This is a genomic window from Methylophaga sp. UBA2689 (assembly GCA_002354555.1).
GTDB lineage: Bacteria > Pseudomonadota > Gammaproteobacteria > Nitrosococcales > Methylophagaceae > Methylophaga.
This window is the reverse complement of record DELT01000064.1, coordinates 25,143-39,477: the sequence shown is the minus strand read 5'-3', so window position 1 is coordinate 39,477 and position 14,335 is coordinate 25,143. Positions and strand designations below refer to the sequence as shown.

Sequence of the window (14,335 nt, the reverse complement as noted above, 5' to 3'; positions counted from 1 at the left end):
GCTTCAATTAATTTTTCAATCTGATCAGATACGGCCATAGGCAACAAATAAAAAAAAAGGGCCATCGGCCCAATTTTAACTCCACAAAAACAAAAACCCCAATCAGGGGTCCTGTCTTAACATTATTATTGGTAGCGGGGGCTGGATTTGAACCAACGACCTTCGGGTTATGAGCCCGACGAGCTACCAGGCTGCTCCACCCCGCACCTGACTAAGTCGCATACTATACACAAACCACTAGATGCTAGCAAGCCTGATTATCAATTCTCTTTCAGTTTGCGAGTAAGTGTATTTCGGCCCCAACCCAATAATTTTGCGGCTTCTTGACGTTTGCCCGCTGTTTTCTCTAAAGCAACCTCCATTAGCAGGTGCTCTATCATCGGTACCACATCGGCCAACACGCCTTCCTGGCCGCTCAGAGCCTTGTTTGCAGCCCATTGGCGAAACATTTGTTGCCAGTCACCACCGCTACGAGCTGTTTCCACACCACCGTCAGCTGTCAGCTCCATAGGCAGATCATCCATTTGCACAACTTGCCCGGGAGACATGACAGTAAGCCAGCGAGATGTGTTCTCCAATTGTCTTACGTTGCCGGGCCAGGGTAACTGCGATAAATAACGTTCTACTTCAGGTGAGACATTTTTCACTCCCATATTCAGTTCGCGTGCCGCTTTGTTGAGAAAGTAAGCTACCAGTGCCGGAATGTCTTCTCGTCGTTCACGCAAGGAAGGTATATGGATACGAATAACATTTAAACGATGAAACAAATCTTCACGAAAATCGCCACGTTCAACCTGTTGTTCCAGATTCTGATGCGTAGCAGCGATAATTCTCACATCTGCTTTTACAGCACTATGCCCACCAACACGAAAGAATTCGCCGTCTGATAAGACTCTTAAAAGCCGTGTTTGCAGTTCCAATGGCATATCACCAATTTCATCCAGAAATAAGGTGCCACCATCCGCCTGCTCAAAACGCCCCTTACGTTGCACATGTGCTCCAGTAAAAGCGCCTTTTTCATGACCAAATAATTCAGACTCCAACAGTTCTCTGGGAATAGCGGCCATATTGAGGGCAATAAACGGGTTTTGTCGACGCGGACTATGTTTGTGTAAAGCATGTGCGACCAACTCTTTACCAGTGCCCGACTCACCATTAATTAACACGGTGATATTAGAACGTGCGAGCCGTCCAATGGCGCGAAACACTTCCTGCATGGCGGGTGCTTCACCAATAATTTCACTGCCAATATTTATTTCACCAGCAGGATTATTGTGCTGTTGGTGATGGTGGGTAATTGCTCGCTGTACTAAATCAACCGCTTCATCAACATCAAAAGGTTTTGGCAGGTATTCAAAGGCCCCTCCTTCGTATACGGATACAGCACTGTCCAGATCAGAATAAGCCGTCATAATAATGACCGGCAGATCAGGTTGCTTTCGCTGAATTTCTGCCAGTAGTTGCAAACCATCCAGTCCAGGCATACGGATATCGCTAACTAACACATCTGGCGGGGTATCTGTACCTCGTTTTAATTGCTCCAAAACCAGATCACCACTCTCAAAGGCCTTGACAGTGATATCTACGGCTTCCAATGCCTTTTGTAATACCCATCGAATCGATCGGTCATCATCAACAATCCATGCTATTGCTTTAGCGCTCACGGTTTAACTCCAAGGGAAAAATAATTGAAAATATGGTTTGGCCTGCATGACTGATACAACTGACTGTGCCAGCATTTCGCTGCACCAGGTTTTGTACCAGATATAACCCCAGCCCAGTGCCATCGGCTCGTCCAGTTACCAGGGGATAGAACAAGCTGTCCTGTAATTGTTTTGGAATGCCTGGCCCGTTATCTTCGATTTCAATCAGTACGCCTAACTTATAAAAACGTTTTTCAATGGTAAGATTACGTTGAATTCGGGTTTTCAGACGAATAATGCCGATGCCATGCATTGCCTGTACTGCATTACGCACAATATTTAAAATAATCTGAATCAACTGATCAAAATCAGCGTGTAAATCGGGGATACTGGGATCATAGTCAGCTATAAACTGAAGCCGCTCATCGACTTCAATATCAACCAGCTGGCGAACCCGCTGTAAAACCTCATGAATATTCAAAAATTGTTTTTCGGATTGCTGATATGGCCCCAGCATTCGAGTCATCAGGTTTTGCAACCGGTCAGCTTCATTAATGATGATTTGGGTATATTCTTTTAAATCATCCGAATCCAGCTGACGTTCCAATAACTGTGCAGCACCTCTTAACCCACCAAGCGGATTTTTAATTTCATGCGCCAGCCCGCGAACTACCTGTTGCTGGGTATGAAGATTCTCATCACGGTTGACGCGCTGTTGATAATCCAGCTGCGCCAGCTCTACCAAGAGATGGGGCTCAGCAACATCCAGCATTTTGATTGAACAATCCACCACTATTTCACCAGCAGCAGGCAGGAATAACTGAATTTCACGTTCTATTAGCGCCTGTCCATTACTGATAACCCGGCGTAATGAATTCAACAGATGTGTTTCACCCGGTAAAAGAGTCTGAAAGGGAATATGCTCGGCCTGACGTTGGCTGATTTCAAACATGACTTCAGTTGAGGTATTGATGTAACAAACCCGTAAATTCGTGTCGAGTACCAATATCGCCGTCGTCAAACTCTCCAGTACATCATCGCTGGAAAACTGTTCTACGTTAATCAGTTTGTCATTTAAGTTCATGGCCTGCCATTTGCAAAAAACGCTCCATTTGTAAGCACCAAATGTCACATCATATTTAAGATTATGATTCCAATGGTAATAATATATTTGAGTATGGAGGGGTTTAAATAAACCACCCACTTCAAGCATTATGAAAAGCGTAATTACACTATCGTACGCATCATTTTGGTGCAGCTATCAAGGTGTTTGAGGAAAGGTCGGGATACCAGGTGTAGTAGGAAAGCCAGGGATACTGGGTGCTCCGGGTCCGGGACTGGGCTGACCATTTTGACGGCCAGGTTGTTGTAGGCTGGTGCGCTGTAAATGAAAGGTAATTGTTTCACTTTGGGCTAGAATTTCCCCGGAAGCGTTCAGCACATTTGCGGACACGGTATGTGTTCCCCTATCCAGATTTTCCAGTATAAAACTCAGTTGGGGCATTGGCATGCCTGACGGTAAGCCGTCGAGGAATAACTGAATCAAATCGCCACGTTCCGGATTTAATGCTGGAACCACTTGCAGATTGACGGTGACATTGCCGTTATTAACACGAATCCCGGCATCATCTTCGGGCGCGACAATAGATACCTTATAATTGGGAGCAGCTTCTGTATTATCAGCCGTTTCCTGTTCTTCAGCGCTAGCGGAGTCTGTCACTTCAGGGATTTGTACTGGTGAATAAGTCATGGGCTGCTGTAATTCAACCTTTTCAGCATTTTCAGCGTTTTCACCAGGCTGGTCTGAATACACCTGATTGCCATTGTCATCGACCCAACGATAGATATCCTCAGCCGCAACAGCTGTGCCGAGACCAAGCAACATGACAAGAATCAATTTCATGCTTACGAATATAGGTCAGCCATGACCAATGTGCAACTGCGAAACATAAAAAAACGCCTCCACATGGGAGGCGTTTTGTGACATCAATCAAAAAAGCTTAAACACTGTAGTACAAATCAAACTCTGCAGGATGTGTTTCCATACGCAGACGGGTAACTTCTTCCATCTTCAGAGCAATATAGCCATCAATCATATCATCAGTGAAAACACCACCTTCTGTTAAGAAAGCACGATCCTTATCCAACTCAGCTAATGCTTGATCCAATGCATGACAAACTTTTGGAATTGCTGCATCTTCTTCTGGTGGTAAGTCGTATAAATCCTTGTCCATCGCATCGCCAGGGTGGATTTTATTTTTGATACCATCCAGACCAGCCATCATCATTGCACTGAATGCCAGGTATGGATTGGCTGATGGGTCAGGAAAACGTACTTCAATACGACGACCTTTTGGATTACTGACAAAAGGAATACGGATAGACGCACTACGATTACGTGCAGAGTAAGCCAGCATAACCGGGGCTTCAAAGCCAGGAACCAGACGTTTGTAACTGTTGGTTGAAGAATTGGTAAAGGCGTTCAAGGCACGGGCATGTTTAATAATGCCACCGATGTAAAACAAAGCAGTTTCTGATAAGCCGCCATATTTATTACCTGAGAAAAGATTTTCGCCATCTTTAGCCAACGACTGGTGAACATGCATACCACTACCGTTATCACCTACCAATGGTTTTGGCATAAATGTGGCCGTTTTACCGTAAGCATGAGCGACGTTATGCACAACATATTTCAGTGTTTGAACTTCGTCGGCTTTTTTTACCAACGTGTTGAACTTGGTACCAATTTCACACTGACCAGCAGTCGCAACTTCATGGTGATGAACTTCGGTTACCAGACCCATTTCTTCCATGGTTAAACACATGGCTGAACGAATATCTTGCAGTGAATCAACCGGTGGTACTGGGAAATAACCACCTTTAACACTTGGACGGTGACCTTTGTTACCGTCAGGGAAGACTTTTTCAGTATTCCAGGAAGATTCGTCAGAGTCGATTTTATAGAACGAGCCAGAGATATCACTGCCCCAGCGAACATCATCAAGGATGAAAAATTCTGGTTCAGGACCAAAGAATGCTGTGTCTGCCAAACCGGTAGATGCCAGATAGGCTTCTGCACGTTTCGCCACACTGCGTGGGTCACGCTCATATCCCTGCATGGTAGCCGGTTCAACGATATCGCAACGAACGATGAGCGTTGTATCGTCCATAAATGGATCCAGAACAGCAGTCGAGGCATCCGGCATCAGAATCATGTCTGATTCGTTAATACCTTTCCAACCGGCAACTGATGAACCATCAAACATCACACCTTCAGAGAAGGTATCTTCATCAATTGAATGCGCTGGGTAAGAAACGTGTTGCTCTTTACCACGCGTGTCGGTGAAACGGAAATCAAGGAATTTAACGTCCTCGTCCTTAATTATCTGAAGCACATTTTCGACTGACATTTATTATCTCCAAATTAAAATACTGCACACCTTGGTGCAAAAAAACTCACTTGCTGTTACAGCACAAACCTTGCCAACTCAACAGCCCCATAAAATCAACCATTTGAGTGCAGACGCCACCTATCAATGCTCACTATTGGTGCACTCAAAACTTAAAATGCACCATTAAAGTGCTACGCACCAACACAGACCGTAATGATGATCTCATCATCCTCTTCAATCGACTCTACAATCTTATGCCCATGGATCCTGGCCCATGCAGGAATATCACTTAACGCACCGGGATCGGTGCAAGTTACTTTGAGAATATCCCCAGATGACAATTCTGCTACTTTATTCTGCGTTTTGATGACTGGCAAGGGACATAACAATCTTCTTGCATCTAATTCAAGCTGTTTCACACGTACCACTCCTGTGGAACCTGCTCAACTTTCATCGGGCATGCCTGAATATGCCGGGGGGGATTATCCGGTACCGTAATTTCCACCTCTACCTCATCAGCATGTCGGCCCTGACCAAAACGCGCCACAATAGATGCCGCCAGCGGAAAATCCTGCTGTTCAATATCACCATCAATAATGGCCATTGGCCCATTATGGCTGGTTGAGTACAGGCTGGTAAACTGTTTGCGATAACCCTCGAGGAATTTGCTTTCTCCGGCATCCCGCGCAATGATCATTTTAAAATCCGCTTTTGGCCGAATATGCCGACCAACTTTCAATAACATAATGTCATCCAATTCATATTCACGACTGTTTCTGGCTGTCCATAAATCAACCAGCTTACTGGAATAACTTTCATCGGTCAGGAAACAACATCCTCCGGCAGGCGTGGCAAAATCATCAAAGCCAAACTGTTTTGCCAAGGCAATTTGAGGCTTACGGTTGCGACCATGAAAATCATAAAGCTTATTGCGGTCTACCCATCCTTCACGTTCCGGCTTGGTGGGCTGGAGATTTTTGGCACATAACGGACGTAATAGTAAATCCTCTGCACCTGATTCAGCTGCCACTATCGGCATGGTGCGCTTTAATTGGGATTTGGGACGCTGACCAATGACTTCGCCGGTAATGATGAAATCAAAACCCTGCATATGATTTTCTTTAACCCATTCAACCGCTTTTTTGACCATAAAGATTTTACAGTCCAGGCACGGATTCATATTCGCGCCATAGCCATGTTTTGGATTGAGCAACACGTCTTTGTATTCTTCAATCACATCAATAATATGTAATTTGATTCCAAGCTGTTCAGCCACCCACAAAGCATTATTACGTTTCTGCTTGTCTTTATGCTGATTGCGAATCGCGTGTGTATGCCCTTCAACGCAGAAACCGGTAAAAAAGTTAATGCCTTCTACTTCAATTCCCTGTTCCTGAAGCACCCGCACCGCGAGCATGGAATCCAAACCGCCTGAAATCAAAGCGACGGCTTTGTGCGCTGAACTCATTACGCTGTGCCTCCGACTGTCAAAGCATCAATTTTCAAAGTCGGCTGGCCGACGCCAACCGGAACGCTCTGTCCCTCTTTACCGCAATTACCAATACCCGAATCCAGTTCGAGATCATCAGCCACCATGCTGATGCGATTCATGACTTCAGGGCCATTACCAATCAATGTGGCGCCTTTAACGGGACGAGTTACTTTGCCATTTTCAATCAGGTAGGCTTCACTGCTGGAAAATACAAATTTGCCGGAAGTGATATCAACCTGACCACCACCAAAATTAACCGCATAAATACCTTTTTCAACACTGGCGATAATTTCTTCTGCTTTGTGTTGTCCAGCCAGCATATAGGTATTGGTCATTCGTGGCATGGGCAGATGTGCATAGGATTCACGGCGACCATTGCCGGTACTGCGCATCCCCATTAACCGGGCATTTAATTTGTCCTGCATATAGCCTGTGAGACGGCCATTTTCGATTAATGTTGTGAATTCGGTTGGCGTACCTTCATCATCAATTGTCAAGGAACCACGGCGATCCATTAATGTGCCATCATCCACTACAGTACATAAGGGTGATGCTACTTGTTCACCAATTTTGCCAGAAAAGGCTGAGGTATCCCGGCGATTGAAGTCACCTTCCAAGCCATGTCCTACTGCTTCATGCAATAACACACCAGGCCAACCGGAGGCTAACACGACAGGCATTGTTCCGGCAGGGGCATCAACAGCTTCCAGATTAACCAGAGCCTGCCGCACAGCTTCTTTGGCAAATCCTACCGCCAAATCATTATCAATAAAATACTGATAATCCAGACGCCGACCGCCACCGGCACTGCCGCGCTCGCGTCGTCCATTTGATTCAACGATAACACTGACATTCATCCGTATTAACGGCCGAATGTCAGCAGCATAGGTGCCATCACTGGCAGCGATTAGAATATGTTCAAGACTACCGGCTAAACTGACTGTCACTTGGGTAACACGTGGATCGGCTGCGCGGGCATATGCATCGGCTTCCCGCAACAGGTTTAATTTTGTCTGAGTGTCCATGCCCAATATTGGATCAAGGTCAGTATAAAAGGGCGACGCATCAACGTTTTTCCGAGCATCAATCTGTTTTTGCTGACCATGCTTTACCACCGCACTGGCAGCGCTGGTCGCCTCCAGCAATGACTTCAAACTCAGATCATCGGAGTAGGCAAAGCCAGTTTTTTCACCGCTGCAAGCCCTTACACCAACGCCCTGCTCAAGATGATAGCCACCATCTTTTATAATGCCATCATCCATCAACCAGTTTTCGCCACGCGAACGCTGAAAATACAAATCAGCAAAATCAACACCAGGACGCATGGCGCTTGATAAAGCCTGTTCAATATCCTGTGACTGCAACTCTGCAGGCATCAGGATCTGTTGTTCCAATTGGTCAAATATAGGATTTGTCATTGCTTTTGAACTACGCGATAAATTGACTATCTTAGCAGATCACACATTGCTAACCGACTCTGTTATGACAGACAACGCTGAAACATGGGATATGCCAAATGAAGTTCATGATACGCATTCAGTTATCCCGGCATTTTGCGAGCGACACCTACAATATTGCTAATTGCTCACTGGCTCTAACAGCAACATGGAATGGCGAGAAGTTATATCACCTAGGCATGGACATTGAACTCGACAGTGCTCAAGGGGTTTCAGGAGTCTTCAGCGATAGATCCGGAGCATCCCAGGGACCGGTGAGTCGATAACGATAGCTAATCATATCGACCAAATCCCGATCAAATAATCGACCGGCAATTCGATCAACCAGATAAATCGCTGTTCCCACCCCCAGGCCAACTGGCCCGCCGGCAACAGCACCGGCAAGTGGCAAGGTGGAAGATACATTTGGCGTGACAACAACTGTCTGATGATAGGTTCTATCAACTATATTAATTGGCCCGGTAACATCAATACTGGCGCTGTCGCCACGCATATTCAAATTATCAGTAACCGCCTGACCATTGGCAAATTGAAAATCACCACTGATTTCACGGAACGAAAAACCTTTACCAAAAAAATCACTGAAATCCAATGCCAGCCGGCGTGGAATAGCGGCAAAACTCATTAAACCAAATATTCTTCCTGCTGCACCTGGCTCAACATCCACCAATTGCCCATCATTGATTTGCAGATTCAAATTGCCTTCCAGGTTGGCCATTGAGAGATTTAACGGTTCGTCTGGCCAGTTAAACTGTCCAGTCACTTCAACCTGATCTGAGTGAATGGCTGCTTGATAGCCTAAATCCTCAAACAAGCCAGCAAGATCATTACTGGTGAGTTTTAAATTTAACTGACTGCTATCCCCAAGGTCGTTTTTTTGCCAGACGCCATCCAGTTCCGCTTGTAAAACTGCTGATTGCATACTGGCACTTTGCAACAACCAGCTATTCCCCTGCTGAAGCGCCCGAGCCTGTACCCGTCCCAGTTGCATACCATCAACTGTCAAACTATCAATATTTAACTGAAAACTTGGCCATAACTTGGATTTGAATTTTTTGCGACCATTTGACTGATTGTTGGAAGCGGGTAACTGCAGATCGACAAAATCAAAGTGCAAAGTTGGCAGTGAATCTGAATCAACAGGCCAACGAATATCCCCTCTTAGCTGCCGAGATTGAATATCCATTTGCCAGATTTGATTACGTTGAAAAGCGTTGGTTTGAAAGTCATTAAGTACCCACTTATTAAACCGCAGGTTATCCACTGCCAGTTCAATATCAACAGCTGGCCAATTATCGAAGTTTTGTTCAGTGATGCTGTCTGCAAACCAGGTCTGTTGCCATTGTGTCCAATCCGAAATGGACAACTCGTTCAGACGGCCTCTGAACCGAATGCCGCTCGCAGGTAGCTCAGCATCTGGAATACCAATAGTAATTTCAGCGCGAGCAGAATCTTCAAGCAGCCAGACAGCATTTACTGTATCAGCATAATTTAATTGCAGTAATGAGCTCTCTTCGTCATCTTTACTTAATTTAATATCTAATAAACGTTTATCAGCGGCAGTTTTCCCCAGCGGTTGGGGAGCCTCGATTGTCATCCCAACCAGTTCAGAAGTAACCCGAATATTGGTATCAAATTCGCCTAATGACTTTTCACTCACTTCTACATCAGCCTGATATTGTGTCGTGCCTTTTACAAAGCCAGGCATTTTGCCCTGCCATAGCTGCGCCAGCTGCTGGATGGATATCTCACCTTTTGCAGTCACCAATGTCGATTCGGTTCCTGGTATGACATCAATCTTGGTAGGCCTGTCTAAAAAAGTGGCGGTAATCGCTTCTGCGTTTACCCCATCATTATTGAAGAATAACTGGCCGTTGATATTTTGAATCGGCATATCCGGCATGGCGTTAACAGTGAGTTGACTGGTTTCAAAACTGACATGACCATCGACATTGGTAGCATTCGGATCAAGTAATGGAATTTTCAAGTTAAGGGCAATATTACTTTTGCCTTCGGCTTTTACCCAATCAGTGATATCGCCATACCGCGAACTGAGTGGACTGGCTTGTAAAAAATTCAGCGCATCCTCCGTTCTTCCTGATAACAACCCTGTCAGATCCAGCATCGGTTTGCCAGCGTAGACATTATTGATTTCAGCACTGACATTTACAAAATCAAACCCGGCAATTCTGCCGGATTTAGGCAATATCTCCAATTTGTTACCGCTGCTCAGTACTTGGCCACTAATATTTTCCAATACTGGCCAGCCATCACCATAATCCAGGCCTACGTCAATGACATTAAGCGTTGCTTCAAATTCGTTTTTGCTATTCTCGACGGTAAAAGGAAACTCTGCCAAATTACCTTTCATTTTGAGGCTGCCTGTTTCAATCTGGCCGCCGGTATAAGCCTTTTCTGCCCACTTCAGATAATCCGGATCCAGAATTGAACGCGGCACATAACTCAACCATTTTGCAATTGCCACATCCAGTAACTGCAGATCAATATCGGCAAACGTAGTACTGGATTGATGTTCCAGGCCCACTTCTCCGCGCAGCGTCATATCATTGTTCCAGATATTCAAATCCGTCAGCTGCATCTGCCAGTTCGTTTCAGCAGTGCTCCAGTCCAGATTCGCCTCTGCTACATCGAAATAAATCGCTTCAGGCAACCAGCTGGGTGCATACAACGTCAGGTTGCGGCTGGTGATCAGTGCTTGGGCTGAAACGGGCTCCCATTCAAACTCCATACTAAGTCCGGTCACCCCAGGCACTTGATCAACCGGTTGACTGGCAAACTCATCCACAATCATCTTTGCCGACTGAAGCTCATTATTGCTGTTCAGTGACAGTTGCAACTCTCGGATATCACCTGCAGGTTGATACTGAGTCAGTATCGCTGGTGCTTTATCACTTAATAATGCTAGCGCAGTAAGATCGCTGAGGCGAACAAAGCTGGTTTCTGCAAACCAGCCATCAGTTTCTGAAAACTGCAGATTCAATGTTGACTGAGGCCAACTGTCATCATCAATAGTTAGCTGAATCGTCTCGGCAGCTAATTGCCATGCAGTCCAATCTCCCTGCCAGTCAAATTCCCCTGACAAAGAATTTATACTTACTGATCCGCGATCTGGATTAGTCAGGTTTTCCAGACCAACATCCGTGAGCTGAATTTGCCCCTGCCATTGTTTATTCAAATTTGAACCAATAACAACACTGACATCAGCACGGCCACGGGTTACAGACACATCTTGCATCTGTTGATTCTGAAAAACTGTGGCGAGTTGAAGTTGTCTGGCATCGAGATGATCAATCTGCCAATTAGATATGCCTGATGAAGTTAATACTGCATCTATTGTGAAACTAAGTTGTTGCCCCAGATGGTGAGGTAATTGAATATCGCCTATCAATGTGGATTTTTTGCCCTGCATTAGGGCCAGTTGATTCAATTCATAAAAACCACTGAATTGAGGCTGCATTTGGTCTTCGAATTGGATCTTGGCTGACAATATTTCGATGTCACGCCACGAACGGATCTGCTCGACCCAGTCAATCTGTGTTTCATCAAACTTCTGATCGGCAGACTTTCCCTGTAGGCCGATAAGGCTGATATCACCGTCAACAGAACGTTTTATACCCAATTGCAGTCCTGAAATACGTGCAGAATCAACCACCAACTCTCTTTGCTGCAAACTGGCAATCAGATCGACACCGATATAAAGCTCTTCTGCAGTAAACAGTTCACCTATATCCGGCTCGGCCTGCATTACAGAAATATCGGTCACCATTAATTTTGGAAACAGATCAAACCAGTAAAGACCTGCTTCACCAATCTGAATCGGATAACCGGTTTTTTCACTCGCCCATGCAGCAATTTCATCTTTTCGTTCGGCAATGGCATGGGAAAACCAGTATGCCAGTCCAACACAAACCAGCATGATCACCGCAGTCATAACTACAATATTGGTAACTTGTCTGCCTGCAATATGCAGGCTGCGATGCATTAGCGACATAACTACATCAGCACCACGTTAAATTGTTCACGGCCATATTGAGGCTCACACTGAAACAGAATCGGTTTACTAATAAATTGTTCTAACTCAGCCACTTTCGTGGAATCTTCATCATTAAGACGATCAATCACGTCCTGAGAGGCCAACACCAGAAACTGTTTCGATTCGTATTGACGCGATTCACGCAGAATTTCACGAAAAATCTCATAACAGACCGTTTCAACATTTTTGGTATAGCCCCGACCATCACAACAGGGACAGGGCTCACAAAGAATATGGCCCAGGCTTTCACGCGTGCGTTTACGGGTCATTTCCACCAGCCCCAGTTCGGACACCGCACAGATATTATGTTTTGCTCGATCCAGCAGCATGGCTTTTTCCAGCGTTCGCAAAACCTGTTCACGATGGCTGAGTTCTTCCATATCAATAAAATCGATAATGATAATACCACCAAGATTTCGCACTCGCAGTTGGCGTGCTATGGCCTGCGCGGCTTCAAGATTGGTTTTGAAGATGGTTTCTTCAAGATTTTTATGGCCGACAAAACCACCGGTATTTACGTCGACTGTGGTCATGGCTTCGGTTTGATCAAAAATCACATATCCACCCGATTTCAGAGGCACCTTACGATCCAGTGCTTTCTGAATTTCGTCTTCCACACCAAACAAATCAAATAACGGACGATCCCCCCGATAATGTTCCAGTCGGGCAGCACATTCCGGCATAAAACCTTCAGCAAACTGCTGGGCTTCTTTAAAGGTTTCAGCAGCATCAATGCGGATGCGATCAATATCAGGCGTAAACAAATCCCGCAAAGCACGTAATGTTAAGGGCAAATCCTGATACAAGGCTTCACCGCATTGGGTAGAAGTGACGCGTTGACGCAGTTTTTCCCACAAGCGATGCAAAAATTCCAAATCAGCGCGCAATTCGGCATCACTGACACCTTCTGCGGCGGTACGCAAAATGTAACCACCCTGTTGCTCACCCAGTAGTTCAGACAAACAGATTTTCAGTCGCTCACGCTCCACTTCGCCCTCAATTTTCAATGAGATCCCGATGCCTTCCGCTTCCGGCATATACACCAGATAACGCGATGAAGCTGACAACTGAGTAGTCAATCGTGCGCCTTTACTGCCCATCGGATCCTTGATGACCTGTACCAACAGCTCATCTCCCTCGCGTAGCAGGCTGGTAATGGGCGGTGTTATTCGTGGGGCTTCTTTTAAATCACCAGACTGTCCTTTGGGAATCGAAATATCCGAAGCATGTAGAAAGGCCGCACGGGATAAGCCGATCTCAACAAAGGCAGCCTGCATCCCAGGTAAAACCCGGCAGACTTTTCCTTTGTAAATGTTGCCAACTAATCCACGATGTTCACTCCGCTCAATAAAAATTTCCTGCAGTACTCCGTTTTCTACCACTGCAGCGCGGGTTTCACTGGGCGTGACATTAATCAGAATTTCACTGCTCATTGACGATATTTACCTGTTGTAAAAGCTGACTGGTTTCAAATAATGGCAGACCCATCACGCCGGAGTAACTGCCTTTGATATTTTCAATAAACATAGCAGCTAAGCCCTGTACCGCATATCCTCCAGCCTTATCTTTTCCTTCTCCGGTGGCAATATACCAATCAATTTCGGCTGAACTCAGCTTTTTGAATTGCACATCACTGATTTGCAAGCTTAGCCAATGTTGCTGTTGCCAGACAATCGCCACTGCGCTGAGCACCTGATGGCTGCTAGCGGATAATTGCAGCAAAAACGCTTCTGCCTGCTGCAGGTTTTCCGGCTTGCCGAGAATTTGCTGTGAAGGCAATACCACAGCAGTATCAGCACCAATGACCGGTCGATAGTTTGTTTTTAGGGTTTTCCAGCCAGCCTGGGCTTTGGCCAAAGCAATGCGCTTGGCATAATCGGACGGCGTTTCTGACGCTAAAACAGATTCATCAACGGAGACGTTTAATACTGAAAAATCGACTCCGATTTGATTCAGGAGTTCACGCCGTCGCGGTGAAGCAGAGGCCAGATAAACTTTGGGAAATTTCATGCGCGATGATAGGGATGATTCTGCAGAACCGTCCAGGCACGATATAACTGTTCGGCCACCACAATTCTAACCAGCGGGTGAGGCAAGGTCAGATTGGATAATGACCATTTTTGATCGGCACGTTGCTGGCACTCATCAGATAAGCCATCCGGTCCGCCAATTAACAGACTGACATCCCGTCCGGATGCCTGCCAGTTTTTTAATTGCTCCGCCAGCTGTTCCGTCGACCAGTTACGACCACCGACTTCCAGCGCGACCACATAATCATTTTGCGGTAAAGCGGTCAT

At 45.7% G+C, this 14,335-nt stretch carries 11 protein-coding genes and 1 tRNA gene; all 12 read right to left on the bottom strand.

Features of this window, described 5'->3' with window-relative positions:
• Positions 1-129: 129 nt before the first annotated feature.
• Positions 130-206: transfer RNA gene (locus B3M51_RS07595), tRNA-Met, on the bottom strand.
• Between the two features lie 54 nt (positions 207-260).
• Positions 261-1,664 carry a nitrogen regulation protein NR(I) gene (gene ntrC / locus B3M51_RS07590; protein ID WP_292758011.1) on the bottom strand — a complete coding sequence of 468 codons (1,404 nt, stop codon included), beginning with the start codon at positions 1,662-1,664 and terminating at the stop codon, positions 261-263.
• Positions 1,654-2,727, bottom strand: a complete 1,074-nt coding sequence (gene glnL / locus B3M51_RS07585; RefSeq protein ID WP_292758009.1) for a nitrogen regulation protein NR(II) — start codon at positions 2,725-2,727, stop codon at positions 1,654-1,656. The genes ntrC and glnL overlap by 11 nt, the downstream gene beginning before the upstream one ends.
• A 177-nt stretch (positions 2,728-2,904) precedes the next feature.
• A complete protein-coding gene (locus tag B3M51_RS07580; RefSeq protein ID WP_292758007.1) occupies positions 2,905-3,528 on the bottom strand; it encodes a DUF4124 domain-containing protein in 624 nt (207 codons plus the stop codon).
• Between the two features lie 115 nt (positions 3,529-3,643).
• Positions 3,644-5,053, bottom strand: coding sequence for a glutamate--ammonia ligase (gene glnA, locus B3M51_RS07575; protein ID WP_292481072.1), 1,410 nt, complete (start codon positions 5,051-5,053; stop codon positions 3,644-3,646).
• Between the two features lie 173 nt (positions 5,054-5,226).
• On the bottom strand, positions 5,227-5,454 hold the full coding sequence (locus B3M51_RS07570; protein WP_292758005.1) for a sulfurtransferase TusA family protein: 228 nt from the start codon (positions 5,452-5,454) through the stop codon (positions 5,227-5,229).
• The gene (locus B3M51_RS07565) at positions 5,451-6,503 is read right to left on the bottom strand and encodes a tRNA (5-methylaminomethyl-2-thiouridylate)-methyltransferase (protein ID WP_292758003.1); all 1,053 of its coding nucleotides are present in this window, start codon (positions 6,501-6,503) and stop codon (positions 5,451-5,453) included. Before B3M51_RS07565 ends, B3M51_RS07570 begins: the two co-directional genes overlap by 4 nt.
• Positions 6,503-7,945, bottom strand: a complete 1,443-nt coding sequence (gene tldD / locus B3M51_RS07560) for a metalloprotease TldD (protein ID WP_292758001.1) — start codon at positions 7,943-7,945, stop codon at positions 6,503-6,505. Before tldD ends, B3M51_RS07565 begins: the two co-directional genes overlap by 1 nt.
• A 241-nt stretch (positions 7,946-8,186) precedes the next feature.
• On the bottom strand, positions 8,187-11,996 hold the full coding sequence (locus tag B3M51_RS07555) for a YhdP family protein (RefSeq protein WP_292757999.1): 3,810 nt from the start codon (positions 11,994-11,996) through the stop codon (positions 8,187-8,189).
• A gap of 2 nt (positions 11,997-11,998) precedes the next feature.
• On the bottom strand, positions 11,999-13,471 hold the full coding sequence (rng, locus tag B3M51_RS07550) for a ribonuclease G (RefSeq protein WP_292757997.1): 1,473 nt from the start codon (positions 13,469-13,471) through the stop codon (positions 11,999-12,001).
• Positions 13,461-14,048 carry a Maf family protein gene (locus B3M51_RS07545; protein ID WP_292757995.1) on the bottom strand — a complete coding sequence of 196 codons (588 nt, stop codon included), beginning with the start codon at positions 14,046-14,048 and terminating at the stop codon, positions 13,461-13,463. Before B3M51_RS07545 ends, rng begins: the two co-directional genes overlap by 11 nt.
• Positions 14,045-14,335 (bottom strand): 23S rRNA (pseudouridine(1915)-N(3))-methyltransferase RlmH (gene rlmH / locus B3M51_RS07540; RefSeq protein ID WP_292757993.1); only part of this gene is annotated, 291 nt, incomplete at its 5' end. The genes B3M51_RS07545 and rlmH, both read right to left, overlap by 4 nt.